This is a genomic window from Campylobacter concisus (assembly GCF_003048985.1).
Taxonomy (GTDB): domain Bacteria; phylum Campylobacterota; class Campylobacteria; order Campylobacterales; family Campylobacteraceae; genus Campylobacter_A; species Campylobacter_A concisus_AY.
In genome coordinates this window covers 42,662-68,271 of sequence record NZ_PIRS01000001.1, presented here as the reverse complement: position 1 = coordinate 68,271, position 25,610 = coordinate 42,662, and the positions used below count along the sequence as shown (strand labels likewise).

General features: G+C 41.0%; 24 protein-coding genes. 5 read left to right on the top strand and 19 right to left on the bottom strand.

Going from position 1 to position 25,610, the window contains the following annotated elements; all coding sequences use genetic code 11:
• The first annotated feature begins 69 nt into the window (after positions 1 to 69).
• Both CVS91_RS00325 and CVS91_RS00320 read left to right on the top strand, forming a co-directional pair.
• Entirely contained in the window at positions 70 to 723 is a 654-nt protein-coding gene (locus CVS91_RS00325; RefSeq protein WP_087581858.1) for a uracil-DNA glycosylase family protein, read from the top strand.
• Positions 720 to 2,000 (top strand): hypothetical protein, encoded by a 1,281-nt coding sequence (locus CVS91_RS00320; RefSeq protein ID WP_107829477.1) that lies wholly within the window; start codon positions 720 to 722, stop codon positions 1,998 to 2,000. Before CVS91_RS00325 ends, CVS91_RS00320 begins: the two co-directional genes overlap by 4 nt.
• Before the next feature lie 12 nt (positions 2,001 to 2,012).
• Here CVS91_RS00320 and CVS91_RS00315 read toward each other — a convergent pair whose 3' ends face one another.
• The 13 genes from CVS91_RS00315 to abc-f form a co-directional block, all read right to left on the bottom strand.
• Complete coding sequence (locus tag CVS91_RS00315; RefSeq protein WP_107829475.1) at positions 2,013 to 2,402, bottom strand: YbgC/FadM family acyl-CoA thioesterase; 390 nt, start codon at positions 2,400 to 2,402, stop codon at positions 2,013 to 2,015.
• A gap of 20 nt (positions 2,403 to 2,422) precedes the next feature.
• Positions 2,423 to 2,938, bottom strand: a complete 516-nt coding sequence (locus CVS91_RS00310) for a threonine/serine exporter family protein (protein ID WP_103598396.1) — start codon at positions 2,936 to 2,938, stop codon at positions 2,423 to 2,425.
• Positions 2,931 to 3,713 carry a threonine/serine exporter family protein gene (locus tag CVS91_RS00305; protein ID WP_107829473.1) on the bottom strand — a complete coding sequence of 261 codons (783 nt, stop codon included), beginning with the start codon at positions 3,711 to 3,713 and terminating at the stop codon, positions 2,931 to 2,933. Before CVS91_RS00305 ends, CVS91_RS00310 begins: the two co-directional genes overlap by 8 nt.
• Entirely contained in the window at positions 3,697 to 4,176 is a 480-nt protein-coding gene (locus CVS91_RS00300; RefSeq protein ID WP_103632502.1) for a DUF4149 domain-containing protein, read from the bottom strand. Before CVS91_RS00300 ends, CVS91_RS00305 begins: the two co-directional genes overlap by 17 nt.
• A gap of 10 nt (positions 4,177 to 4,186) precedes the next feature.
• Positions 4,187 to 4,999, bottom strand: coding sequence for a peptide chain release factor N(5)-glutamine methyltransferase (gene prmC / locus CVS91_RS00295; RefSeq protein WP_107829471.1), 813 nt, complete (start codon positions 4,997 to 4,999; stop codon positions 4,187 to 4,189).
• Entirely contained in the window at positions 4,989 to 6,191 is a 1,203-nt protein-coding gene (locus CVS91_RS00290) for a M48 family metallopeptidase (RefSeq protein ID WP_107829469.1), read from the bottom strand. The genes prmC and CVS91_RS00290 overlap by 11 nt, the downstream gene beginning before the upstream one ends.
• Before the next feature lie 8 nt (positions 6,192 to 6,199).
• Entirely contained in the window at positions 6,200 to 7,318 is a 1,119-nt protein-coding gene (locus CVS91_RS00285; RefSeq protein ID WP_107829467.1) for a hypothetical protein, read from the bottom strand.
• A 3-nt stretch (positions 7,319 to 7,321) separates the two neighbouring features.
• Positions 7,322 to 8,695 carry a sodium-dependent transporter gene (locus tag CVS91_RS00280; RefSeq protein ID WP_107829465.1) on the bottom strand — a complete coding sequence of 458 codons (1,374 nt, stop codon included), beginning with the start codon at positions 8,693 to 8,695 and terminating at the stop codon, positions 7,322 to 7,324.
• A gap of 336 nt (positions 8,696 to 9,031) precedes the next feature.
• Complete coding sequence (locus CVS91_RS00275; protein WP_107829463.1) at positions 9,032 to 10,972, bottom strand: BCCT family transporter; 1,941 nt, start codon at positions 10,970 to 10,972, stop codon at positions 9,032 to 9,034.
• A gap of 125 nt (positions 10,973 to 11,097) precedes the next feature.
• Positions 11,098 to 12,543, bottom strand: a complete 1,446-nt coding sequence (locus tag CVS91_RS00270) for a DKNYY domain-containing protein (RefSeq protein ID WP_107829461.1) — start codon at positions 12,541 to 12,543, stop codon at positions 11,098 to 11,100.
• Positions 12,543 to 14,054, bottom strand: a complete 1,512-nt coding sequence (locus CVS91_RS00265; RefSeq protein ID WP_107829459.1) for a DKNYY domain-containing protein — start codon at positions 14,052 to 14,054, stop codon at positions 12,543 to 12,545. Before CVS91_RS00265 ends, CVS91_RS00270 begins: the two co-directional genes overlap by 1 nt.
• A 73-nt stretch (positions 14,055 to 14,127) precedes the next feature.
• Complete coding sequence (locus CVS91_RS00260; protein ID WP_107829457.1) at positions 14,128 to 14,562, bottom strand: hypothetical protein; 435 nt, start codon at positions 14,560 to 14,562, stop codon at positions 14,128 to 14,130.
• Position 14,563: 1 nt separating this feature from the next.
• Positions 14,564 to 16,495 (bottom strand): ribosomal protection-like ABC-F family protein, encoded by a 1,932-nt coding sequence (gene abc-f, locus CVS91_RS00255; RefSeq protein WP_107829455.1) that lies wholly within the window; start codon positions 16,493 to 16,495, stop codon positions 14,564 to 14,566.
• A 96-nt stretch (positions 16,496 to 16,591) separates the two neighbouring features.
• On the opposite strand from abc-f, the gene CVS91_RS00250 reads away from it, so the two are divergent.
• The 3 genes from CVS91_RS00250 (at position 16,592) to CVS91_RS00240 (ending at position 19,105) form a co-directional block, all read left to right on the top strand.
• On the top strand, positions 16,592 to 17,911 hold the full coding sequence (locus CVS91_RS00250) for an MATE family efflux transporter (protein ID WP_107829453.1): 1,320 nt from the start codon (positions 16,592 to 16,594) through the stop codon (positions 17,909 to 17,911).
• Positions 17,842 to 18,549 (top strand): M48 family metallopeptidase, encoded by a 708-nt coding sequence (locus CVS91_RS00245; protein ID WP_234409633.1) that lies wholly within the window; start codon positions 17,842 to 17,844, stop codon positions 18,547 to 18,549. Before CVS91_RS00250 ends, CVS91_RS00245 begins: the two co-directional genes overlap by 70 nt.
• A gap of 70 nt (positions 18,550 to 18,619) precedes the next feature.
• Positions 18,620 to 19,105, top strand: a complete 486-nt coding sequence (locus tag CVS91_RS00240; protein ID WP_021093085.1) for a tetratricopeptide repeat protein — start codon at positions 18,620 to 18,622, stop codon at positions 19,103 to 19,105.
• Between the two features lie 98 nt (positions 19,106 to 19,203).
• Here CVS91_RS00240 and CVS91_RS00235 read toward each other — a convergent pair whose 3' ends face one another.
• The 6 genes from CVS91_RS00235 to CVS91_RS00210 all read right to left on the bottom strand — a co-directional run bounded on the left by CVS91_RS00235 (position 19,204) and on the right by CVS91_RS00210 (position 25,518).
• Complete coding sequence (locus CVS91_RS00235) at positions 19,204 to 21,270, bottom strand: TRAP transporter permease (protein ID WP_107829449.1); 2,067 nt, start codon at positions 21,268 to 21,270, stop codon at positions 19,204 to 19,206.
• Positions 21,271 to 21,358: 88 nt separating this feature from the next.
• Entirely contained in the window at positions 21,359 to 22,300 is a 942-nt protein-coding gene (locus CVS91_RS00230; RefSeq protein ID WP_021086898.1) for a TAXI family TRAP transporter solute-binding subunit, read from the bottom strand.
• 204 nt (positions 22,301 to 22,504) lie between these two features.
• Complete coding sequence (locus CVS91_RS00225) at positions 22,505 to 23,377, bottom strand: carbon-nitrogen hydrolase (RefSeq protein ID WP_107829447.1); 873 nt, start codon at positions 23,375 to 23,377, stop codon at positions 22,505 to 22,507.
• Position 23,378: 1 nt separating this feature from the next.
• Entirely contained in the window at positions 23,379 to 24,305 is a 927-nt protein-coding gene (locus CVS91_RS00220; RefSeq protein WP_107829445.1) for a cation diffusion facilitator family transporter, read from the bottom strand.
• A gap of 2 nt (positions 24,306 to 24,307) precedes the next feature.
• Positions 24,308 to 25,276, bottom strand: a complete 969-nt coding sequence (locus CVS91_RS00215; protein ID WP_107829442.1) for an agmatine deiminase family protein — start codon at positions 25,274 to 25,276, stop codon at positions 24,308 to 24,310.
• Complete coding sequence (locus CVS91_RS00210) at positions 25,273 to 25,518, bottom strand: CBU_0592 family membrane protein (protein ID WP_021089339.1); 246 nt, start codon at positions 25,516 to 25,518, stop codon at positions 25,273 to 25,275. The genes CVS91_RS00215 and CVS91_RS00210 overlap by 4 nt, the downstream gene beginning before the upstream one ends.
• Between the last annotated feature and the right edge of the window lie 92 nt (positions 25,519 to 25,610).

The window sequence follows — 25,610 nt, the reverse complement described above, 5'->3', positions numbered from 1 at the left end:
TTCCTTTGAATAAATCAGCCCGAAAAAACTATAATTTAAACTTTAAGTAAATCAAGTTATAATCCAAAAATGAAATTTCATAAAAATAAAGATCTCTTAGAAAAATTACTTTTTTTAAAAGCGATCGGTTACAATTTTATAGATGAAAATTTTCTTAATTTAAGTAAATATCAAGATTATAACAGCATAGACGAGCTAAATAGTGAGATAAAAAAGTGTTCTCTTTGCTTTTTAAGAAATAGCTCAAAGTGCGTTTTTACTGGCTTTGGCGATAAAAATAGCAAGATAATGTTCGTATCGCTTTGCAAAAAAGATGATTATTTTGAAGGCGCAAGTGGCAAAATTTTAGAAAATGCTATAAATAATGGCTTAAATTTAGAAAAAGATAGTGTCTATATAAGCTTGCTTTTGCGCTGTGAAATTTCAAATAGTGACGCGAAAAATCCAGCGTTAAAGAGCTCGTTTGAGCTTTGTAGGCCATATCTTTTAGAAGAGATAAGACTTATTAAGCCAAAAATTATCATCACTTTAGGAGAGGAAGCTTTCATGCATCTTTATCCAAATTTGCTCTCAAAGGGCGGATTTTCAAGCATAAGAGGGAGCATTTTAAAAGATGATGATAGGTTTATAATGCCAACCTTTTCACCAGAGTGGATCAGTAAAAATCCAAGTTTTGAAGAAAATTTTATAGATGATTTGAAAAAAATCAAGGGAGTGATATGAAAAGAATTTTTCTTTTTTTAGTTATATTTGTAAGCCTTTTTGCAGCGCAAAATGAAGCATTAAGCGAGATGCAAGACGAGATCACCGAGGCAAAATTTGAAAGCAACATCACTAAAAATCAAAGCCTCTCAAGCATACCGCCAGCAAAGATCGCTTACATAAATTTAGAGCCAGAATTTTGTGATAGTTCTTGCCTAAATGAGCTTATTAAGAGCGATATGCTAGCTAGTTTTATGGCGAGATTTGAGCCAGCAAAGATAGATGACAAGGCACTTTTAGACCTTTACGCTTCGCTTGGCGGAGAGATGGTTTTAAAGCTTGCGCAAAGCGACAAGATAGCAGTCATCATCCCTCAAAAGGTTATAAAATCATACGCAAATGTCGTATCAAACGCGATTCTAAGCTATATCTTAAAGCAAGATGCAAATGTCGAAGTGAAATTTATAAATAGTAGCGACGAGAGTTTGCCTAGCCTTCAAAACGCGCTTCAAAACGCTAGAAACGAGGGCTTTATCTACTTCATAGCAGCCCTTACTCAAAATGGCGCGAACATAGTAAATTCTCTAATATTGCCAAACGAGCTCATCTACATCCCTAGCGTTCATAGCTCTTTTGTGGCAGCTCCAAAGCCAAATTTGATCTTTGGCGGAGTTGATTACAAAGCGCAAATTTCAGCCCTGCTCGCTTTTGCCAACGAAAAAATAGTCGCCTTTGACGATGGCAGCGCGCTAGCACAAAAGCTAAACGAGTATGTGCGCATGCAAAGTAGCGACTACTACGAGAGCTCGATCACTGGCAAAGATATAAATTTAAACAACACTTTAAGCAAAAAGTCTAAATTTGATAACGCAAGCGTCTTTTTAAACATCCCTATCGTCAAAGCCTCCCTTGTGGCAACGCAGATGAGAGGCTTTGAGATAAAGCCTTACGCGCTTTTAAGCACGCAGATAAATTTCTTGCCAAATATCTTTAGCACTATCACGCAAAGAGATAGACAAAACCTCTTTGTGGCAAATTCGCTAAACTCGCTTGATGAGAGTTTTTTAGGTCTTGGAGATCTTTTTGGAGTTGATTTTAGATACTCACAGATCGGCTACTCAAGTGCCTTGGGAGTGGAGTATATCTATACAAATTTCATAAACAAAAGTGCCAGCAAAATTTTTGCTGAGAGAGTTGAAGGCGCGCAAGTTTTATATGATGTGAAAATTTATGATACAAAAAGCGATCACTTTAATGAGGTAAATTCGCAGGAGCAAAACAGCACAAGCGGGATTTAGCAGTTTTGCTTGCTAGAATTTAACCTCATTTATAAAAGTTTTCATGCTCTCATCTATCTTTGCTAGCCTGCCCTCTTTCATAAAAGCTAGCGTGATAGTCGCTTTAAAGAGCACTTTTTCGGCATCTTTTTCTTCAAATTTATAAATTTCTTGCTCTAAAACAAGGCTTGCTTTTTTAAGTTCTATGAGTTTTGTCCTCACAAAAACCTCATCGCCAAGCACTGCTGAAGCGAGAAATTTAGCTTCAAGTGCCAAAACGACAAAGTATCCGCCCTCTTTTGTGAAATTTAGCCCAGCTTCAAAAAACGCTTCGCTTCTGGCTCGCTCGCAATATTTAATATAATTTGTATGATAGACGATGCCGCCTGCATCGGTATCTTCGTAATAAATTCTTATCTTCACTGCAAAGCTCCTTTAAATTTTCATTTGCTCTTGCTAGGCTCTCGTTTAGCCCCTCTAGTTATCATAAGTGATTGATCATAAAACAAGGTAAGCACCACCGAAACGCCCACACCTAGTGCTAGCGAGACTGTCGTAGTCGTGATAGCATTATCAAAAAATATGATCAAATACTCATTTTTCTTAGCGATGCTTGTCTCATTTAAAAATGAAAAAAGAGCCAATATCCCTTTATATGCAAAAACTCCTGGCACCATCGGCAAAAGCGCTGGAAATGCGATGATCTCAGCTGGCACCTTGAGCCGTTTGGCAAAGAGCATGCCTAAAATTCCACTCATAAAAGAGACGATGAGCGTTGCGACACTGATGTTAAAAAATCCCATCTGCATGATCCAAAAGCGGCTAGCATGCGCAAATGCAGCAAGCAAGGCACAAAATATGAGAGTTCTTTTTGGAGGCGAGCTAGCATAGGCAAAGCCAAGTCCAGCCACCGCAGCAAAGCCAGCATCTACAAGCGTTTCACTTAAAAGCTCAAACATTTAATATCTCCGCGCTGCTAAGCGTTAGCGTGATATAGACGCCAACAGCCATGCAAAGTATGAGGATGCCCGTGCTTATGGCTCTACTGATGCCAACAAGGGTGTTGTCGTTTAGGATGTCAAAGACTGAATTTATGAGAAAAACGCCAGGCATCATAAAGAGCACAGACGAGCCTATCGCCACGTCGCTTGTGTGCGTAAGTCCGTAAGATACGCCAAGATAGGCTATAAATGAGACGACAAAGGATGTCAGGACGTATTGGATTTTTAAATTTACGCCCATTTTTGCAAGGGCAAATTTAAGAGTGTAGCCAACAAGCGTTGCAAAAAATATACAAACAACTGAGCCAGCATCGCCTCCAAAAAGTCTGCAAAATGCCGCATTTGCAAGGCTTATTAAGATAAGCGAGCTAGCAAATTTATTTGCACCAACACTCATCACACTATCAAAACTCTCTTTAGCTTCATCTAAGCTCAAGCCCTCATCTAAAATTTGCCAGCTAAGCGATGATAGTTCGGAAATTCTGTTAAAACTAACGTGCCCTAGAGGGATCTTTCTCACATAAGTTCGGCGCAGGGAGTTATCAACCGAGTCCATCACACTAATAGTAAAATACTTTACGAAAATGGTCACGCTAACGTCGTATCCGTAGTGATTGGCTATGCGGTCTACGCACTTTTCTACGCGCGCAGTGTATGTGCCAGCACTCACCATAGCTGTCGTATATTCGGCTAAAAAATTCGTTAAGATTTGGATATTAGGCTTGGCGTTCATTTTGACTGATCTTAAATTTCACAAAAAACAAAATGAGCTGCAAAACAAGCATCACTTTCATCACATATTCGCTTGTGCTGTGCATCTTGGCAAACTCCGCCGTCTGCGTCGCCTCTGCGCCAAGGCCCTGAGCCTGCACGATAAAAGGCGTGAAGATAAAGACAAAGCTTAGCGCTAGGGCTAAGTTTAAAAACGAGAGCATAAATGTGCTAAATTTTAGTGAAAATGCAATCTTTTTTCTTAGATCAAAGAGCTCGCTAACTGCCATAAATGCGCTTACAAATAGCAAAACATAGTTAAATTTTAAAAATATCTTTGTCATCATCTGCCCGCTCATAAAATGCGTGAGCACCCCTTCGCCTATGATGTTTTGCGGGAAAAATATGACTGGTGCGACCAAAATGCCAAGCGTTAGTTCAGTGCCGATCACCGCTGCTAATAGTAAAAAATAGATACTTCTCAACCTCTCTCCTTTATAGTTTTAATCTCGCGCAAAAGCCCCTGTCAAAGCCCGCTAAATCCTTGTAAAAAGCGCTTTTATAGCCATTAAATTTTAGCGCCATCTCCATGCTCGCTCTTTGATCATAGCCCATTTCGCAGGCGATATTTTTTATGCTGCGATTTCTAGCGATAAGGATGATGTTTTTTAAAATTTCATCTCCGATCTCGCCGCCAAATAGTGCCTCATGCGGCTCGTTTATCACAAATTTATCAAGTTTATAGTCTCGCGCGATATAAGGCGGGTTTGAGACCAAGATGTCGATATCACCTGAAATTTCATCTATGTAAGAGCACTTTACAAAGTCGATCTTCTCGCTTACATTAAATTTAAGCGCATTTTTTTTAGCCAAATTTAGAGCCCTTTCATTTATATCGGTGGCTACTATTTTAGCGTTTGTTTTAAGGGCTAGCATGACACTTATTATCCCGCTGCCAGTGCCGATCTCAGCGATCTTTGGCGCTTTATAGCTGCTTGCAATCTCAAGCACTTTATCAACTAAATTTTCAGTCTCTGGGCGCGGTATCAAAACCCCGCTTTCTACCTCAAACTCCAGCCCATAAAAGCCAGCCTTGCCGGTAATGTACTCAAGTGGCTCATAGTTTTCAAAGCGCTCTACAAGGGCAAAGTAGCCGCTCTCGTCAAATTCGCTCTTTTGGTTTAAAAATATCCACTCGATGCTCACATCAAGGTAGCTCATGAGCAAAATTTTAGCCACCCTGCTTGGATTCTCGCAAAGTGGCTTTAGCCTTAAATTTGCCTGCTTTAAAGCCTCTTCAACTCTCATTTTCTAGCTCATTTATCCGCTCAAAAAGGCTTGGGTGCGAGTGATAGACAAATGAGTAAAGCCAGTGTGACTTTGGAAACGCTTTGTTTTCGCTGCCAAGCTTGGTTAGGGCGTTTATCATGTCGGTTTTGTTTGAAATTTCTTTTGAAAATCTATCTGCGCCAAATTCATTTTTACGGCTAAAGTGCGAGATGATCGGCGAGAAAAGAAAACTAAAAATAGGCGAGAAAAGCACCAAAAAGATGATGATACTAGCGCCATTTTGCCCTAGTCCTATCGCCTCATAAGCGCTTGCGCCAACGTTTCCAAAGATGAAAAATAGACAAAAGAGCATGACCGCACTTAGCGCTATCATTTTTAGGATATCTTTATGCTTAAAGTGCCCAAGCTCGTGACCTAAAACAGCCACGATCTCCTCGGTGCTTAGCTTTTTTATGAGTGTGTCAAAAAGCACCACTCGCTTTGTCGCTCCAAGCCCGCCAAAATAGGCGTTTAAGCGGTTGTCTCGCTTGCTAGCGTCTATCGTAAAGACACCGCTACTTTTAAAGCCACATTTTTTAAGCAGACCCTCTATCTTGCCCTTTAGCTCGCCGTCTTCAAGCGGCGACATCTTATTAAAAATAGGCGCGATGAGCGTTGGATATATCAAATTTATAATTATTGCGATGCCAAAACTTAGCAAAAACGCCCAAAACCACCAAAAATTTCCAAGAAAATTTATACATAAAAGCACGAGCCAGACGAAGGCCGAGCCAAAAATGAGCATAAGAGCCAGCGACTTTATAGTATCAACCAAAAATATCTTTGCGCTCATGTTTGAAAAGCCAAGCTTTTTATCTTTGACAAAGCTTTCATAGATGCTTAGCGGCAGATCAAGCAGCGACGAGATCAGCAAAAAGCTCATCACAAAGAGGATGTTTTCAGATGTGCTGCCCTCTTTTAGGCAAGCGTCTGAGAGCATTTTTAGCCCAAAGCTGATCCACACAAAGAAAATGACGGCGTGATAGATGAGGCTAAAAATTTCAAATTTTTGATTTGTCACGGCGGCAACTGCGGCGTTTTTGTACTCGCTCGCCTCAAGCACAACAGGCTCTTTTTTAGCTTCAACTCTTACAAAGCTGATCTGTAAATTCGCCAAAAAAAGCTTAATAATCACATAAAAAATATAGATAAATAAAAGTGTATAAAACATATTCTCCCTTAAATTTCATAAAGACTAAAGCAGCCATAGTCCGTTCTAACTGCGAGCTTGCCATCTATAAATTTAGCCTCACAGCTCTTTACGACATGATCTAGCGTAAATTCCGCCATCACATCGCCACTTTGTAGATCGACGGCGTAGGCTCTGCTTTGATCTATCACCACAAGCTTGTCAGCTACGGCGTCAATGCAAAACTCGCTCGCTCTTAGATACTCGTCCTTTATCCAAGGCTGTTTTGTCACTTTTGCGCTCTTTATATCAAGGCAAAATAGCTTGTTTTCAAGATACTGCCTAACCAAAAGTATCTTTTCGTCCAAAAAGCAAATTTTATCAAGCGCGCCAAATTCGGCTCTTAGCTCGCTTAAAATTTCACCATTTTTTGCGTTTAAAATTTGCAGCTCATTTTCTTTGGTGCAAAGCGCAAGCACGCTAGCGTCAATACTAAGAGCTGCGCAAAGTATCGGCACGTGGCTTTTTTCGCTACATTTATACTCACCGATCTTTGAAATTTCGCCATTTTTAAAGGCAAAAATTTGCCCAAACATACCAAAAATAGCCATATTATTTGAAGCACAGATAAAGCTCGCTATCTCGCTATTTTTCTTAACATTTTGCTCGGCTAAAATTTCACGAAATTTAGCTCCATTTGGCTCAAAAATGTAAATTTCATGATCAAGGTCTAAGAGTAAATTTTCACCTACGCAGTGGGCGTCCCACACAAGTGGCTTTGGCAAGGCGATCTGCTCTTTTATAGCACCGCTTTTATCTAGTCTTACTAAAAGATCACTAGGCTTGCCGCCATCTTTTTGACCACCACTTTTATAAACATAAATTTCATCTCTTAAGCTGGCAAACGAGAGCGCTCCAGTATATCCACCACCGATATAAACGTGCAAGCACGCTTCACCTGTTTTTGCCTCGCTATCTTTCAGAACAAAGCCTTTTTTTAGGCTCTCCCACTCTTTTTTTACGCAGGCTTTTTTAGCCTCTTGCTCGCTTGCAAATTCTTTCTTGCTCTGCTTTGTTTTAGCGCCTTTTAGACTCACGCTAACCAAAGCTTTATCCTCTACGCTAAGTCTTAGGCGCTCAGTGCTATTAAAATTTACAAGCTCGCGCATATTTCACTTCAAAAAGTTGTCGTAAAAGCTACTGATAAATAGCACCAAAATGACAAAAGGCACGATAAATTTGATGTAGAAAAACCAAATGTTTATAAGTTTTGCATACTTTTCACTGCCTTGCAATATCTCTTTTTTCGCTTCATCTTTTAGCACCCAGCCGACAAATATCGCGCATCCAAGTGAGGTTAGCACGAAAAATATCGTAGCACTTATCGCGTCGTATGCGTCAAAGATATTTTTACCAAAAACTGTGACGTGGCTTAGTAAATTTGTAGCCATTAGTGATGGTAAATTACCTAGCACGAAAATGACGCTAAGCACTAAAAATATCGCTTTTTTGCGCTTTATCTTAAATTTTTCTTGTAGCGTAGTAATGATCACTTCATATATCGGTAACGACGTCGTAAGCGCAGCGATCATAAGAAGCGCGAAAAACGCCACCGCGAAAAATCCGCCAAACGGCATGTGCGAAAAGACGATCGGAAGCGACTTGAAAACTAGGCTAGGACCACTATCTGGTGAGACGCCGTAGCTAAAGAGCGACGGGAATATCATAAAGCCAGCAAGCACGGCTATGACGGTGTTTAAGATGCCTGTGATGATAGAAATTTTAACCAGCCCTTCGTCCTTTTTAACAAAGCTTGAGAGCGTTATCATCACGCCAAATCCAAGCGAAAGCGCAAAGAAAACCTGCCCCAAAACCTCGACAAAAAGCTTTAAGCTTATCTTTGAAAAATCAGGCGTTAGATAAAATTTCACACCCTCCATAGCACCTTCAAGCGTGATGTTTTTAGCGATCATGACGAGCATTAGGATAAAAAGAAGCGGCATTAGATATTTTGCCGAACGCTCGATACCGCCAACTGCACCTTGCACCAAGATAGCGTAATTAACCAGAACAAAAACAAGAGTCGCAAAGCTGATGGCTAGCGGATTGCTAACGATATTTTGCTCGTAAAATGCGCTAGTTTGCTCAAAGCTCACGATGTGCGAGAGATCAAGCAAGCCAAATGAAATTTGAGCGATATAGTTTAAGACCCAGCCTCCGATAACCATATAATAAGCCATGATGCCAAATGCGCCAACAAGCCCCATCCAGCCCACTATCTGCCACTTTTTGCTGATCTTTTTGCCATTTACTGTGCCACCAAATGCATCAACGGCGTTGCATTTTAGACGCCTGCCGATGGCATTTTCAACCAAAATCATAGGAATACCAATGACTATCATCGCTATGCAAAATACCAAAACATAGGCCCCACCGCCGTTTTGACCGACCAAGTAAGGAAACCGCCACGTCGCGCCAAAGCCGACCGTAGCCCCTGCAACAGCTAAAATGTATGTAAGTCTCGAACTCCACGATTTTCTATCCATATTATCTACCTTTGTGAAAAATTTGGATTATATAAAAAAAATGATTAAATTTTGCTAGCAAAAGGCGATGCTTGCGTGTAAATTTGACTTTTTTGCTAAATTTTAGGACTTTTTTGGACGGAATTTATTTTTATTTTTATGGGTAAAATTCTTTTTATTCAAAAGGGAGACAAGGGGACTTGGGTTACGGTCTGCTTGCAGTTGCGAGCTCGCGAAGCAAAAGAGCTCCCTTCCCCCTTTAACAATCCCCTAACCCCCGACAACGTTAGAGGTGCATGCGATAGCACTATCGTGCCGCATGCGTTTTGTTGAAAATCAATCAAATTTCACTCAAATTTACTCTCTAACAACGTGTAAAAACTGCATGTGTTTGCGGTATTGCTCGATGACGTCGTTTATCAGCGTAGCTTCGCTCCAGCCAAGCACGTCGTAGTCCTGACCGCCCTCTTTTAGATAGACTTCAGCCCTATAGTAAAGATCGTCGCCCTCAAGCTCCCTGGTGTAGTCTGGGCTCTGGCTCTTGGTGAGATAGACGCCATATCTAAAGTCCATCTCGTCGCCAAGTCCGACATTTAAATTTACAAAATTTTCGCCATTTGTGACCTTTGCTTCAAGGCCGTTTTTGGCAAATTCCTCTTTTAGCTCATTAAAAGCTTTTAGCACGACTTCATTTAAAAATTTCTTGCCATCTTTCTTGCCTGGTAGCGTAATGATCGCACTTAGACGTTCTTGCCACGGCTTTGAAAGATCACTAATGGGCATGTTGCTAAAGTTATTTGTCTCTTTTTTGGTTAGATCCACACGTAACGCCTTAAATAGCCCGTAAATGGCGCCAAGTAGCACTATGGAAAATGGCAGTGCTGTCGTAATCGTAAGTGCCTGAAGTGAGCCAAGACCACCAGCTAGCATCAAAAATGCCGCCACGACGCCCACTGTAACGCCCCAAAAGACCTTTTGCCAAACTGGTGTATCATCCTTGCCATTTGAGCAAAGCATGTTCATAACGATCGCCGCAGAGTCGGCGGAAGTGACAAAAAATATGACGATCATAAAGACTGCGATGGTGCTTAGCACGCCTGAGAAGCTAAATTTTTCTAAAAACATAAAAAGTGCTGAGGCTGAGTCAGAATTTACCGTGGTCGCTAGCTCGCTAAAGCCATTTTGAACAAGCGCAATCGCTGAGTTACCAAAAAAGCTCATCCAGGCAAAAGTAAAGCCAGTTGGCACTAAAAGCACGCCGATCACAAATTCTCTTATCGTCCTGCCCTTTGAAATTTTAGCGATAAATAGCCCCACAAACGGCGACCAAGATAGCCACCAAGCCCAGTATAGCAGCGTCCAGCCGCCAAGCCAGCTCTCGTTTTGCCTCTCATAGGCGTAGAGGTTAAAAGTGTTTGAAATGAGCGTAGAGACGTAGTCGCCACTGTTTTGCACAAACGACTTTAAAAGCTGCGTCGTATCGCCCAAAAATAGTATCAAAAACATAAAACATATAGCTAGCGCGATATTTGCGTTTGATAAGATTTTGATACCCTTATCTACGCCACTTGCCGCTGAGATGGTCGCAGCTAGGCAAAGCACTATTAAAAGCGTGATGTGCATAGTTGGCAGGCCAAAAACGTGTGTAAGTCCGGCATTTACCTGAAGTACGCCGTATCCCAGCGACGTCGCCACGCCAAAAAGCGTCGCCACGACGGCAAATGTATCGATGGCGCTACCTATCTTGCCGTAAATTTTATCTCCGATGATCGGATAAAACGCCGATCTAAGCGTTAGTGGCAAGCCGTGTCTATACGAGAAAAAGGCTAGAATTAGCGCTACGATAGCATAAACTGACCATGCGCCCATGCCCCAGTGAAAAAATGTGATATTCAACGCAAGCTTTTGCGCTGCGATAGTTTGCGCGTCGCCAACTGGTGGGTTTAGATAGTGCATGAGCGGCTCGGCCACACCAAAAAATACTAGACCTATGCCCATGCCAGCGGCAAAAAGCATAGAAAACCACGAGATATTTTTGTGCTCTGGCTTTACATGGTCAGCTCCAAGCTTGATCTCGCCAAGCTTACTAAAGCCAAGAATGATGACGCTTAGCAGTATGACGGCAACGACTAGGATATAAAACCAGCCAAATTTGGCCGCGATGTAGTTTTGCATACCCTTAAAAAACTCATTTGAGAAATTTGGAAATATCGCTGCAAATGCCGCTATTAAAAATATGATAACAAGCGATGGGATAAATACTGAGTTGTTAAATTTTGACCTTTGAAATTTAAACATTTTTCTCCTTTTTATAAATTTCAGTTTTGCCTTAAAATAACAAAAAAGAGTAAATAGGTCAAATTTTCTCTTTAAATTTTTATGAAATTTTAAGCTTTAACCACCAAAAATAGCCACTTTGAAATTTATCTCAAGTCTCTTTCATCTCTCTTTGGTTTTGCAAGAGTTGTTAGCACTATGACGAAAAAAGCGATGCCAAATGTGATATACAAGATGATCTTTGGCGAGTCAAACTCTATCCTAGATCTAGCGACCTCTTCGCCGCTTGCCTCCACTAGCTCGCCGCGCTTTATCATCTCGCTGATATCTTTTGCGCTAAGCTCTTTAGACGGCCTTGTTAAAATTTCTATGACGCTAAGATCTGCCACCTCATAAACGCTATGTCTAATGCCATAAAATGGCTTTATACTGCTAAAAAAATAGACCTTATCGCCGTTTGCATAGACCGCGCCATACTCGCCATCTTTTACCAGTCCTATCTCGCGCCATGATGAGCTTGGGGCAAATTTATACAAAGAGACGGTTTGTGCCACTAAGTGCCTGCCGTGCTTTGAGCGCTGCCACTCTTCGCCTTGTTGTAAAAAATATGCTGAGCTATCATCTACAAAAACGTCAGCATAGAGCCTTTTTAGCTCGCCTTTTAGCTGGTAGTCTGAAATTTTAGCCTGCTCGTTTTTACTGCCATCCCAAAAGTAAATTCCATCTTTGCTGGCAAAAAGAGGCCAAAACGAATGCACGTTATCCACGCTATAAATGGCGCTATAAGGCATATTTTGAGCGCTAAATTTATGCTCATTTGCAAACACCGCCCCACTTTTTGGCTCAAAAAGATATTCTATATCGTGCTTAGCATCGTAGCATATCCGGCGCGTCTCATCTGAGTAACTTGCATCGAGCCTATAAAAGCCCATAAACAAGCTTTTGCCATCTGTGTAATATCCGCTAGCAGCGCCATTTTCTGTTGTGATGTATCTTAGCTCGCTAGGATCTGCGTCAAGCTTTTCGCCCTTGTAGTAAAGCGTGCCGCCATCTCTTGCAAAGCCAGCGTCAAATATAGGCTCTAAATTTGTGCTTTCGACCCTTTTTGTCCTGTAAAAATATGAGCTATCATCGTAGCTTTTTATAAAGGTGTGAGCAATGTTTTTCATAATAGAACTAAATTCGCCAAATCCCGCCTCTTTCTCGCTTCTAGTAGCGCAATAATAGCTTATCTTGCCATCACTTAGATAGCCATTGCCAAGCACTTTGGCACTTTTTGGATCAAGTCCTGGCAAAATTTCTCTAGCGCAATAGACACTGTTTTTATCAGCTCCCACGTTTGAGTAGTCGTATGCGTGTTTTAGCTTTAAGACCCTAAAACTAGCCTCATCAACGCCTTTTAGCTCATACTTGCCACTACCTGAAATTTGAACGTAAATTTTACCCTCAGGCGAGCGGTAAAACTCGCTATTATCAATGTTTGCAAAGCTTCTTTGATACTCGCCCTCATGCCACAGATAAAGCATCGCCAAAACAAAAAATAGCGTCAAGATGACTAAAAAATAAACAAATCTAATAGTAATTTTTCTCATTATCTATAGTCATCCACTCTTTTTTTAAGCTCGCTTTTTTGATTTTTGCTTTTAAAAATAGCGCCAACTACCGAGAGCACAAATGCAATGGCTAAAAATATCCAGTAGGCATATTTTTGTGAGTAATCATCAAAGTCGCTTATCGCATCGATCACCACCTCGCCCTCAGCTGGTACCATAGCGCCTTGATCTACCATTTTTACTATCTCATCTAGTTTTAAATTCTCAACATTTGAGTCATAAGGACGAGTGAGGATTTCAACCACGCCAAGGTCGTTTATATCATAAATGCTGCTGTTAAAACGCCAGCCGTAGCCGACGTTATCAAAATAATATGTCTTATCGCCGTTTGCATAGACCGCGCCATAGCCATCGTTTCTTACAAAGCCGATCTTTCGCCACTGCTCTTTTGTATCAAGCCTTACGATAGACGTGTGGCGTGAGCTTAGGCTGTGGTTATTTTTTGTGTTGTGCCAAATTTCATAGGTTTTTAAAAAATATGTCTTGCCATCACTTATCACCACGTCGCCATATAGCGGCGTTATCTCGCCTTTAAATGGATCATCGCCGTCTCTTACAAACTCGCCCTCATCTATGCTGTTATACCACTGCCACTTTCGCTCCCAGTGATAGATCCCGCCTTTGCCGCGAAAAAGAGCGTGATAGGCATGCTCATCTTTTAGGTTAAAAAGTGGCTCGTATGGGGCAAATTTGGGGTCAAATTCATGATCATTTGCATAGACCATGCCAGAATTTGGTTCATAAAGATAGTGAATGCGCCATATCTCGCCGATATCACGCATTTGTGGGTTAAATTTGATCCCTAGCTTTGTGCTGTCATAATAGACATTTTCCCCATCAGTCGTAAAATGCACGCTCTTTCTGCCAGATACCTGCTCGATATAACGCATTTTGCTGGCATTTGCGCCCTCTAGCTCTTTGCCCTCATGATAGACCTTCACGCCGTCGCTTGCATAGCCAAAGCCCAAGATCGCTGCTAAATTTGCGTTATCAACCTGCCTAAATTTATAGATATGAGTTTGCGCTTTTGGGGTATTAAACATTTTGTGCGAGAAGATGTCCCAAAACTCTTTAAGTGCGGATATTTCGAGGTTTGTCTCGCTTACGCTATCGCAAAAATATGTTACATTGCCATCGCCAAAGTAGCCATTACCAAGCGCTCTAACGCTCTTAGGGCTAAGCCCACTCATCACGAGATTACCGCAATATACCGCCTTATCGCTAGCGCCAACGTTTCTGTTGTCGTATTTGCCAGTGTCAATGTATCTAAATTTGCTGGCCCTCACGCCTATTAGCTCAAATTTACCGCCGCTTGGCACCAAGGCATAGACCTTGTCATCTTTGACGTAAAAAAAGCTATTATTTAGCTCTTTACTATCGCCAATGTCGTCATCTAAAATAGAAACTAACCCAAAGATAAAAAAATAGACAGCAAAAAATATTACAACTATGGCAAGTAATGTGGTGATTAGCGGATGTTTTTTTAGCATTTTAGCTCCGTTTCAAATAAATTTAGCGACCTTATCAAGCCACAAACCTTTCATACATTTAAATTTCAAAGTTCTATCCAAATATAAAATATCTAAATATCATAAGCCTATAATATACTATCCTAACTGCTGTATTCAGTAGCCAAACAGCATATAATGCCAAAATAGCTCCAATAATACTAAAATTCTTTAAAACCACATAATAAATCACCATCGATAAAAAAAGAGAAAAATAAAAAAACATAATCATATAAAATAAATTTTTTAACCTTTCATATAAGTCCGAATTTTCTCTATTTGTCGCGATTAGCCTAATGCTCTCTATCTTATTTAAAAATCCAACCCTCTTATATTTTATCCGGACTAGATCGCCTACTTCATATTTTTCTATCTCTGGTGAAAACACCCCGCTAAATCTCTCTTTACCTATCAAAAGGCTCATGCTTGTGGCTAAATTTTGCCTAACAACTCTCGTATTTAGCGCGCTTATCCTACCGATCTTTTTCAAGCTACTCTAGCTCCTCGGCGATCTCAAGCACTTCAAAATACTCATTTTCTAGGCTTTCAAGCTCGGCTTTTGTGCTTTCTAGCTCTTCATAAAGCTTGGTTAGCCCCACTTCTTGATAAATTTTTGGATCGCTAAGCCCCTCGTTTAGCTCAGCCACTCTTGCTTCAAGGGCTGAAATTTTATCTGGATATGTGTTTAAAATTTGCGTCTGTTTATAGCTTAGTTTTGCGCCAGATTTACTCTTTTGCTTGGCTTCATTTTGGCTATTTGTTAGCTCTTTTTCAAATTTATCAAGCTCTTTCATCTCATCTTCAAGCTCCAAATAGACGCTATACTCTTCGTGCAAGACATTTATCTTTGTCCCCTCAAACGCCCAAAGCTTATTTGCCATCTTATCGACAAAATATCTATCGTGGCTAACTAGCAAGATAGCCCCCTCAAAGCTTTGCAAGTAGTCCTCTAAGATGTTGATAGTTGCGATGTCAAGGTCATTTGTCGGCTCGTCAAGCACCAGTACGTCGTAAGTTTTGGTAAAAAGCATCGCAAGTGCAACGCGGTTTTTCTCGCCACCACTTAAAACGCCTATCTTTTTATCTAAAAACTCCTTTGGAAAGAGGAAATTTTTAAGATAGCCATAAACATGCATATTTCGCCCACGAACCAGCACGTGATCGCCACCATTTGGGCAAAATGTCTCTATAAGGCTCTTATCATCATCAAGGACATTTCTAGCTTGATCAAAGTAGCCGATACTCACCTCGCCTCTTTTTATCTCGCCACTACTTTGCTTTTCAAGTCCTAGCAAAATTTTAAGCAAAGTGCTCTTTCCGCTGCCATTTCGCCCAACTATGGCTATCCTCTCGCCCTGCAAGATTCTTGCGTCAAATTTTTCAAAAAGTACCTTGCCGTCTATACTTTTGCTTAAATTTTTAAACTCAAAGAGCATTTTCTTGCGGTTTTGGCTCTGCGTTTGGTTGAAATTTTTACTCGCACGCTCAAGCTCTAGCCTCACGCGCCTTATCACACCTGGGTTTTTCTTAGCCTCCTCGCGCATGGCGAGCACCCGCTCTTTTCTGCCCTCGTTTCGCTTTAGCCTAGCTTTTACGCCGCGCCTTAGCCACTCCTCTTCGGCCTTTAGCTGTTTTAGCAGCGTCTCATGCGACTTTGCAAGGCTTGCTAAAATTTCCTCTTTTTTGGTTAGATAGTTTGCATATCCGCCCTCAAAATTTTTTAAGCTTGCATCCTCGACCTCAACGCACCTAGTTGCCAGAGCATCGATAAAATACCTATCGTGGCTTATAAAAACTATGCTTTGATTTGAGCTTTTAAGCATATCTTCAAGAAATTTGACCATATAGACGTCAAGGTGGTTTGTAGGCTCATCAAGCAAAAGCACATCTGGCTTTTTAAGGATGAGAGCGCCCAGTGCCACGCGCCTGATCTCGCCACCACTTAGTGAGCAAATGGGTCTGTTTTCATACTCTTTTAGCTTAAATTCTTGCAAAATTCGCTCGATCTTGTGCTCGATATTCCAGCCGTCTTTTGCCTCTATAAATTTTAAAAGCCTCTCTTGCTCTTTTAAAATTTCTTTGTTTTCAGGATCATTTGCTAGCAAGACGCCACTTTTTTCATACTCGCTTATCGCGTCAAATATCTCTTTTAGCTCGTTATTTAGCGCATCTCTTACGCTAAATGTGGCGTTAAAATTTGGATTTTGCGCTAGCATCTCGACGCTTATTAAGCTCTGCACTATGCGTCTTCCGCTATCTGCTGCCACCTCGCCAGAGATGATCTTCATAAGCGTGCTCTTGCCACTGCCGTTTTTGCCGATGATAGCTATCTTTTCATTTTCATTTACGCTAAGACTTACACTGTTTAAAATTTCATTTGCGCCAAATTTTTTACTTACGTCTATTAGGTCGATTAATGCCATTTTTCTCTCAAATTTTAAATTTTTTGGATTATATCAAAAGGGAGCTAAAACCTAATTTGGCTATAATCGCCCCTAAATTTAAAAAAGGAGAAATTTATGAACCTTTCTATGAAAAAACTGGTCGTCCCTATATTTTTAGATATGTTTTTGCACTTTATAACACTCATCATAAACACCTACATGGTGACAAAAGTGAGTGTGCATCTAGTTGGCGCCATGGGTGCGGGCAATCAAGTGATGGATCTTTTTATGACCATTTTTAACTTTTTAAGCATGGGCTGCTCAGTCGTCGTCGCACAAGCACTTGGAGCAAAGCAAAACGAGCTAGCCTCAAACGTCATACACGCAAGCATCACGTCAAATACGGTCTTTGGTATCTTCTCAGCCATCATCATCTACGTCTTTGGCTACAACATCTTAAATTTACTAAATGTGCCAAATGATCTCATAAACGATAGCTTTTCATACCTTCACATCCTTGGCTTTGCATTGCTCTTTGATGGCATCGGCATGGTGCTAGCTGCGGTGCTTCGCGTCTATAACCTAGCAACTGCTGTGATGCTAACTTCAGTTTTGATGAACATCATCACCATATTTGGCAACGCCATCGCTCTTTTTGGCTGGTTTGATCTGCCAAATTTAGGCCTGCAAGGTGTTGCTATCTCGACATTTGTGGGCAGGCTAATAGGCGTTTTTGTCCTACTTTATATGCTCATACGCGTGGCAAAAGTTAAAATTTATCTTAGCAAACTGCTTGTCGTGCCGTTTGGAATTTTAAAGAAAATACTCTCAGTTGGCTTGCCAAGTGCTGGCGAAAATTTACTCTGGATGGCGCAATACATGGTCGCATTTGGCTTTATCGCGAGCATGGGCGAGGCAACTCTTAGCGTGCAAACTATCTACTTTCAGATCACGCTTCTTATCTTGCTTTGTGGAGCGAGTATCAGCGTGGCAAACGAGGTCATCGTGGGGCATTTAGTGGGAGCTAGCGAGTTTAACGAGGCCTATACAAGGACTTTTAAAGCCTTGTGGCTTGGCATTTCTATCACGCTCGTCGTCGTTTTGATCGCCTACGCCTTAAAGTATAAGATCATGGACGCGCTAAATTTAGATGAGGGCTTGCGCAAGATAATGTTACCACTCTTTACGCTCTCGATCGTGCTAGAAGCTGGCAGAACCTTTAACATCGTCATCGTAAATGCCCTTCGTGCAAGTGGCGACGCGAAATTCCCGCTAGCAACTGGGCTTATCTTTATGTGGGGGCTTTCGCTGCCGCTTGGATATTTCTTAGGCATACACCTTGGCTGGGGCATCATTGGCGTTTGGATAGGATTTTGCGCTGATGAGTGGCTAAGAGGCCTTGCAAATACATGGCGCTGGAGAAGCAAAAAGTGGCAAGAAAAACGCCTAGTTTGAGGCAAAAGAGCTTAAATTTAGACTTTTATGGCTTAAGCGTTTTAATAAATTTTAAAACGAATGTAAAGGCTATGCGACTAAGAGTTGGCAAGGACGCTAAGATCACGCTTTCTATGCCATTTTACAGCACGCAAAAGATGGCTATTAGTTTTCTAGAGACGCACAGAATTTGGCTTGAAAACTCATATAAAAAAGCTCTTTTAAATTTGCCAAAAGATGATGAGATGAAATTTCTTGGGCAAATTTATAAGATCAAATTTGATGAGAGCGTAAAACTGCCATTTTTTGAAGATAAATTTATCATAACGCCAAATTTAAAGGCACTTGAGCGCTTTAAAAAAGTAAGAGCAAAAGAGCTATTTTTAGAGCTTGTAAGCTGCTATCAACCTCATATCAATAAGCCAGTTAGTCGCATCGTCATAAGAGATAGCAAAACTCGATGGGGCAGCTGCAACCACAAAAAAGGCTATATAAACTTAAGCCTAAGGCTTATAGAAAAACCGCTCTCAGCCGTGCGATACGTCGTGCTTCACGAGCTCGCCCACCTGCTCTATCCGCATCATCAAAGCAGCTTTTATAAATTTATAGAAGCCATCATGCCTGATTACAAAGAGCAAGAGCAAATTTTAAAATCGTAATTATTTTTCATCAAGTAAGTGTAAATTTAATATGTTAAAATTGCATATTACTTTACAAAAGGAGAATTTAATGAAAAAAATGATTTTTATCTCACTTCTTGCAGCTTGCGCTCTAGCAGGCGACTTTGAAGATGGCTTGAAAGCTTATGCTGACTCAAATTTCACTGAGGCTTTATCTAAATTTGAAGCAGGTTGCGCAGCAAATGACGCAAGATCATGCGTAACAGCAGGTGCGATCTACCAGATTGGCAAAACTGACGTGCCAGATAGCAACAAAGCGTTAGAGTTTTACAACAAAGCTTGTCAAGGTGGCGAAAAAGAGGGTTGCTCAGCAGCTGGTGGAATTTATCTAGATAATGATCCGCAAAAGGCAAGAGAGCTTTTTAACAAAGCTTGCGAGCAAAACGACGGCTACTCTTGCGGTATGATAGGCTCGATACTAATAGAAGCTAAGAAATTTAAAGAGGCTTACACCTTCTTAGAAAAAGGCTGCAAACTAAACGATAAGATGTCTTGCGAGTTTGCAGGCGATCTAAAACGCTCAAAACAGCTTTGAACTTTAGGCTTTTAAAGCCTAAATTCTCACTTTTTACAAAATCAATAGAAATTTATAAATAAATTTAAAAGTTTAGGCAAGAGGGCTCTTGCCTAGTGTTAAATCGCTCTTATTTGATCAAGCGGTTTATCTTTTATGCCCCACTGAGTCATAAAGACAAAGCCATAAAGAGCAGCTGCCACGATGTAGGCTGTGTATTCGTTTGGCATCAGACCAAATTTCACGCAGATATTTGGCACAAGAGCTAGTGGCACGACAGGGATAAGTAGCACTCTCTCCCAAATCCTAAGCTTTGTGACGTAGTAGCCTTGTAGCAAGCTAGAAAAGGCAAACATTCCCACGATCGCCATGCCAAAGACGAGCAAAATTTCAAGCGGATTGCTCATCCAAACTATCCCTTTTGAATCAAGCGGATCGCTCGTGTTTATGCTCTCAATTAGCATAAGTTTGTTGTTAAAGAAAAAGGCAAATGGCAAGATCGCCGTTCTTAGATCGTAAAAAAATCCTTGAACACCAACGGTTATTGGATTTGCTTTAGCGATGCCCGCTGCTGCGTAGGCTGCGATGCCAACTGGTGGTGTGTCATCGGCTAAAATTCCAAAGTAAAATACAAAAAGATGCACGGCGATGGCTGGGATTAAAAAGCCATTTTTATGCGCTAAAAACAAGATAACTGGCGCTACAAGGCTTGAGACGACGATGTAGTTTGCTGTCGTTGGAAGACCCATGCCAAGGATTAGCGACATAAGCGCTGTTAAAACTAGGATCATCATGATATTATCGCCTGCTAAAAGCTCGACTAGATCAGAGAGCACCTGACCAAGGCCAGTTAGCGAGATAGAACCCACGATGATGCCTGCAAGCGCGGTTGCGATAGCTATTGTAGTCATGCTCTTTGCAGCTGCGACCATCGCCCAAAATATATCCTCAAAGCCAAGAAGCACGTCGTTTAGCCCTACTTTTTCTCCTGAAGCTAGCTTTTTAGTTGGCTCTTGAAAGATCATTATCAAAAATAAAAATCCAATCGCATTAAACGCTGCAGCTATGGCTGACTCTTTTGCTATTAAAAGCGTATAAAGCAGGATCAAAATAGGCGTTATATAGTGAAGGCCACTTACAAAAATTTTAAATCTTGAGTGAAATTCGCTCTGATTTATGCCTTTTAGTCCAAGCTTGACGCTCTCTAAATGCACGATGAAAAATAGTGACAAATAACAAGCAAATGCTGGGATAACCGCTGCCATCATGACATTTGTATATGTCATACCTAAAAACTCAGCGATGATAAAAGCAGCCGCACCCATGATAGGTGGCATGAGCTGTCCATTTACGCCAGCTGCAACCTCGATAGCTCCAGCTTTTGTGCGTGAAAGGCCAGCTTTTTTCATAAGTGGTATGGTAAATGTACCAACGGTTACAACATTTGCTGTGGAGCTACCTGAGACCATGCCAGTTAGGCCACTTGCGATGACTGAAGCCTTAGCTGGGCCACCTCTATATTTGCCAAGAAGAGAAAAGGCTAAATTTATAAAGTATTGTCCAGCGCCTGCTCGCTCAAGCAATGAGCCAAAAAGAACAAAAAGGTAGATAAAGCTAACACTAACGCCAATAGGCACGCCAAAGACGCCCTCAGTCGTCAAAAACATGTGCCCTGCGATCTTTTCAAAGCTAGCGCCTTGATGAGCGATGATATCTGGCATATAAGGGCCAAAGTGATCATATATCAAAAATAATATACAAATGATAGGAAGCGCTGGTCCCATGACACGTCTGCCAGCCTCAAGTAAGACGATGATCGCCAAAAACGATATGACGATATCTTGAGTGATATAATCCCCTGTCCTATCAGCTAGCTCATAAAAATAAACCGCTGGATAAAGCACGGCAACAACGCCTACCACGCAAAAAACTAGGTCGTAAAGTGGCAAACTTGAGTGAGCCTTTTTATGAAAAGTGACTGGATAGAGCAAAAATACAAGCCCAACCGCAAAGGCTAGGTGAATAGAGCGCGAAATGTTAGTATTTAGTGGGAAATACGCTATATAAAGCTGAAAAACCGACCAAGAGAAACACGCAAATGCGATGAAATAGTTGTAAAAATTGCTATTTATCTCTCTTGTCTTTACTTCGACAAATTGTTCTTCGTTGTCATTAACTTCGTTCATCTCTCTCCTTTAAAATTTAAATATATAAATTTAAAAGAATTTGCATATTTAAATTTTATCCAGAGGCAAAAGCCCCTGGAAATTTGAGTTATTTTAAGATACCAGCCTCTTTAAACGCAGCCTCTGCAGCTGGGTGAAGTGGAGCTGAAAGACCTTGGACGAGATCTTCTTTATTTACTGATTTTAGCGCTGGGTGAAGAGTTTTATACTCATCAAAGTTGTCTAAAATAGCTTTTATCACAGCTTTTACAGCCTCATCTTTTGTATCTTTGCTAGTTACTAAAACAGCCTTTACGCCGATAGTATTTACATCGTGATCGACGCCATCATAAGAGCCTTTTGGGATCACACCTTTTGCAAAGTATGGTTTTTCTTTAAGAAGGTTATCGATCTCGCTGCCTTCGATATTTAGGATATCAATAGGCAAAGATGTCGCAGCATCAGTGATGTTTGCAGTTGGGTGACCAACGACAAAGCTATATCCGTCTATCTTTTTATCTTTTAGTGCATGTGGGCATTCGCCAACTGTTAAAACGCCGCGGTATCCTAGTTTTGAAACGTCAAAGCCCTTTGCTTTAAAGACTTCAAGCGTGCTCACTTCGTTGCCGCTACCTGGGTTGCCTACGTTGTATTTTTTACCTGCAAATGAAGAAAGATCGCTTGTTAGACCGCTATCTTTTGCTACAACAAATGCAAGAAGCTCTGGATAGATCGCAACTACTGAGCGTAAATTTTCATCTTTTGCTCCGTCAAATTTGCCAGTGCCGTTATATTTATCATATACGACGTCACTTTGAACAAAGCCAAATGTAAGCTCTTTTTTAAGGACGTTATTTACGTTATAAACAGAGCCGCCAGTTGATTGAACAGAGCATTTTACATCTGTATTTTTATTTGCCAAGCGGCAGATCGCTCCACCTATCGGATAGTATGTACCTGTCATGCCACCAGTGCCGATACTGATAAATTCTTTTGCTGAAAGTGTTGTTGCCAAAAGCAATCCAGCAAGTGCCAAAGAAGTAGTTTTCATCTAAAATCCTTTCAAAAAATTTAAGGCTATTTTATTCTATAAATTTAGCTTTGTATCTTTTTGATATGATATTTTTATGCCATTTTGGTAAAGTTGCAACTATTCTACACAATCAAGGCTTAAAAAAATATTTTCTTAAGAATAAATTTATATTTCTTTTACGAGCATTCTAAATTTTAAGAGCTAGAAATTCTAGCTCTAAATTTAGTCGATAAATCTTTTTGTGATATTTGCGTAGGCATCGATCCTGCGGTCTCTTAAAAATGGCCAAATTCTGCGAACTTCTTCGCTTCTTTTCATATCTATCTCAACGATCTTACAAAGCTCATCTGTGCTATTTGCGCGGAAAAGCTGCTCGCCTTGTGGCCCGAAAACAAAGCTATTTCCCCAAAATTTTATCCCATCCATCACGCCGCTATCATCTTTTTCAAAGCCCACGCGATTTACTGCGACCACTGGCAGACCGTTTGCCACGCTGTGACCTCTTTGCACTGCTACCCACGCTTCAAGCTGTCTTGACTTTTCATCATCACTATCGCACTCAAACCAGCCAATAGCCGTTGGGTAGATGAGAATTTTCGCCCCTTTTAGCGCCATTAGCCTTGCTGCCTCTGGATACCACTGATCCCAGCAAACCAAAACGCCAAGCTTACCAAGGCTAGTTTCAATAGGCTCAAAGCCAATATCGCCAGGCGTGAAGTAAAATTTCTCGTAAAATCCAGGGTCATCAGGGATGTGCATTTTTCTGTATTTGCCAGCCACACTGCCGTCACTCTCAAAGACAAAGGCGGTGTTGTGATAAAGTCCGTCAGCCCTCTTTTCAAAGAGCGAAGTGACTAAAACTACGCCATTTTCTTTTGCCACCCTGCCCCAAAAAGCGACGTCCTCTTGCCAGTCGTTTGCGTGATCAAAGAAATTTGTATCCTCGCTTTGGCAAAAGTACTGCGTCTGGTGCAGCTCTTGGCAGACAACTAGATCAGCGCCACCTTTTTTTGCCTCGGCGATTAGCTCAAGCGTCTTTGCGATAGTTGCCTCTTTTGTCCCTTTAAATTCTTGTTGAAGTAGTGCTACTTTCATCTCATCTCCCTTCTTTGTCGTTGTATGGGTCTAAATGCGTGGTTATCTGCCACGAAAATTCCTTAAATTTCTCTCTTATCTCAGCTTCAAGCGAGTCGGCCACCTCGTGCGCGTCGTAAAGCGAGATATCTTTGTCAAAAACTAAATGTAGCGTTAAAAATATGGTATTTGCGCTCTGCCTTGTGTTTAGGTAGTGAAAATCAGAAATTCTCTGCTTAGCCTTTATCATTTTGATGATCTCATCTGTGACCTCAGGGCTTGCCGCGTGATCTAGCAAGACACCAAAGGCGTCTTTGCCAAGACTTATGGCGCTTTGAGCGATGTAGCCACTTATTACAATACCAAAGATCGCATCTATCATCACAAATCTGCTAAATTTAATGATAAGTAGCGAGATGATAACTGCAAGGTTACTAAAAAGGTCGATCTTATAGTGCAGCGCGTCTGCTTTGATGATAAGGTTGCCACTTTTTTTAGAAATTTGGTTTAAAAATAGGACCAAACATAACGTCACAATGACTGAAAATACCATCACGCCAAGGCTTAAGCCAAGGTCTATCTCTAAATTTGGCTCGCTAAATTTCTTAACGCTCTCATAAAATATATATCCAGCAGCCAGCACGATGATGACGCACTCAAATAGCGCTGCCAACGCCTCTAGCTTTGTGTAGCCAAAGTTAAATCTCTCATCGGCTTGCTTTCTTGACTTTCTAAGCGCAAATAAATTTAAAAGCGAAACGATAAAATCAAGCATCGAGTCAATCGCCGAGCCAAGCACAGCGACTGAGCCGCTAAAAAGCCCTGCTGCAAATTTCACAAGTGCAAGCAAAAAAGCGCATGCTCCAGCTGCGATAACAGCCTTATTTTCGCTCTGCGTGCACTCCTGCTTATTTATGCTGTTAAACTCATAATCAAACGGACTTCCCAAACTTAAGCCCTTTTGTATCTATTTTGGCTTGAGCAGTGAAGCGAGCCATTTTGACGGACAAAAACTAGCGAATTTACGCCGATGATCTTTCTATCTGGCAGCGCACGGGCTAGTAAATTTAGCACCTTTTCATCGTTTTCGTCGTTATATGTTGGCACGATTAAGGCGCCATTTATAAAGATAAAGTTTGCATAGGTGCAACCAAGCCTTTTGTCATCATAAAATTTAGGCTTAGGAAGCGGCAGAGCAAGCAGCTTAAAGCCAGTTTTCTTAAGCTCATCCTCCATCCTTTTAAGCTCATCAAAGTGCTCATCGCTCACATCTTCGCAAGCTGCGTAAGCTATCGTATCAGGCGTGATAAAGCGCGCCAAAGTGTCGATGTGGCTGTCTGTATCATCGCCTCTTATAAAGCCATTTTCAAGCCAGATGATACGCTTTAAGCCAAATAAATTTTTTAGTTTTTCTTCGATCTGCTCTTTGCTAAGCGCTTTGTTTCTATTTTCATTTAGCAGGCATTTTGAGGTGGTTAAAAGCACGCCATCTCCATTAAATTCAACACTTCCGCCCTCTAGTATCATATCAACAGGCTCAAGTTTGGTTTTGTAAATTTTAGCTAGCTCTAAATTTATCGCATCATCTTTTGAACTCTTAAATTTACCGCCCCAAGCGTTAAATTTAAAGTCGTAACTTTTTACGCCGTCTTTGGTGCAAACGTCGATCATACCGTAGTCTCTGATCCAAGTATCATCAGTCTCAAGCTTTACAAACTCTACATTTTTAAATTTCTTAAATCTATCAAAATTTGCCTCATCAGGGCAGATAAGCACCACCTTTTCATAGGGCGTAACAGCAGCCACAAGCTCCTCATAACCCGCCAAAATCTCCTCTAAATAAGGCTCCCAGTCGCTCTTACTATGTGGCAGCGATAAAAACAAAAGCTCCTGCTCCTCCCACTCTGCATACGCTCTCACGCTCTCTCCTTGTAAATTTTATAAATTCCATATATCGTAATGATTATCCAAAAGACCTCTATCAAAAATGAACCGAGGTTAAAGTGCACAAAAAGCGAGATTATAAGCAGCACCGCACCTGCTAAATTTATGATCTGGTAGGCTAGATCGCGGCTATTTAGGCGGCCGATCTGAAGTAAAAAGTAGCCCATCACGATGCAAATCATCCCTAAAAAGCCGATGATCTGAAAAAGATCGATCAAATTTTATCCTTTTTGTAAGCTTAAATTTAAAGCGTGATCATATCTAATTAGTTTTAAATTTATGATTATGGGATAAAATAACTCCATTTTTC

What these genes read in the sequence shown, in the direction of transcription:
- CVS91_RS00275 (WP_107829463.1), bottom strand. Translation starts at nt 10,972, where the DNA reads ATGTTTAAATTTCAAAGGTCAAAATTTAACAACTCAGTATTTATCCCA.
- CVS91_RS00285 (WP_107829467.1), bottom strand. Translation starts at nt 7,318, where the DNA reads ATGCGCGAGCTTGTAAATTTTAATAGCACTGAGCGCCTAAGACTTAGC.
- CVS91_RS00230 (WP_021086898.1), bottom strand. Translation starts at nt 22,300, where the DNA reads ATGAAAACTACTTCTTTGGCACTTGCTGGATTGCTTTTGGCAACAACA.
- CVS91_RS00265 (WP_107829459.1), bottom strand. Translation starts at nt 14,054, where the DNA reads ATGCTAAAAAAACATCCGCTAATCACCACATTACTTGCCATAGTTGTA.
- CVS91_RS00250 (WP_107829453.1), top strand. Translation starts at nt 16,592, where the DNA reads ATGAACCTTTCTATGAAAAAACTGGTCGTCCCTATATTTTTAGATATG.
- CVS91_RS00270 (WP_107829461.1), bottom strand. Translation starts at nt 12,543, where the DNA reads ATGAGAAAAATTACTATTAGATTTGTTTATTTTTTAGTCATCTTGACG.
- CVS91_RS00280 (WP_107829465.1), bottom strand. Translation starts at nt 8,695, where the DNA reads ATGGATAGAAAATCGTGGAGTTCGAGACTTACATACATTTTAGCTGTT.
- CVS91_RS00235 (WP_107829449.1), bottom strand. Translation starts at nt 21,270, where the DNA reads ATGAACGAAGTTAATGACAACGAAGAACAATTTGTCGAAGTAAAGACA.
- CVS91_RS00325 (WP_087581858.1), top strand. Translation starts at nt 70, where the DNA reads ATGAAATTTCATAAAAATAAAGATCTCTTAGAAAAATTACTTTTTTTA.
- CVS91_RS00290 (WP_107829469.1), bottom strand. Translation starts at nt 6,191, where the DNA reads ATGTTTTATACACTTTTATTTATCTATATTTTTTATGTGATTATTAAG.
- prmC (WP_107829471.1), bottom strand. Translation starts at nt 4,999, where the DNA reads ATGAGAGTTGAAGAGGCTTTAAAGCAGGCAAATTTAAGGCTAAAGCCA.
- CVS91_RS00320 (WP_107829477.1), top strand. Translation starts at nt 720, where the DNA reads ATGAAAAGAATTTTTCTTTTTTTAGTTATATTTGTAAGCCTTTTTGCA.
- CVS91_RS00305 (WP_107829473.1), bottom strand. Translation starts at nt 3,713, where the DNA reads ATGAACGCCAAGCCTAATATCCAAATCTTAACGAATTTTTTAGCCGAA.
- CVS91_RS00225 (WP_107829447.1), bottom strand. Translation starts at nt 23,377, where the DNA reads ATGAAAGTAGCACTACTTCAACAAGAATTTAAAGGGACAAAAGAGGCA.
- CVS91_RS00240 (WP_021093085.1), top strand. Translation starts at nt 18,620, where the DNA reads ATGAAAAAAATGATTTTTATCTCACTTCTTGCAGCTTGCGCTCTAGCA.
- CVS91_RS00310 (WP_103598396.1), bottom strand. Translation starts at nt 2,938, where the DNA reads ATGTTTGAGCTTTTAAGTGAAACGCTTGTAGATGCTGGCTTTGCTGCG.
- abc-f (WP_107829455.1), bottom strand. Translation starts at nt 16,495, where the DNA reads ATGGCATTAATCGACCTAATAGACGTAAGTAAAAAATTTGGCGCAAAT.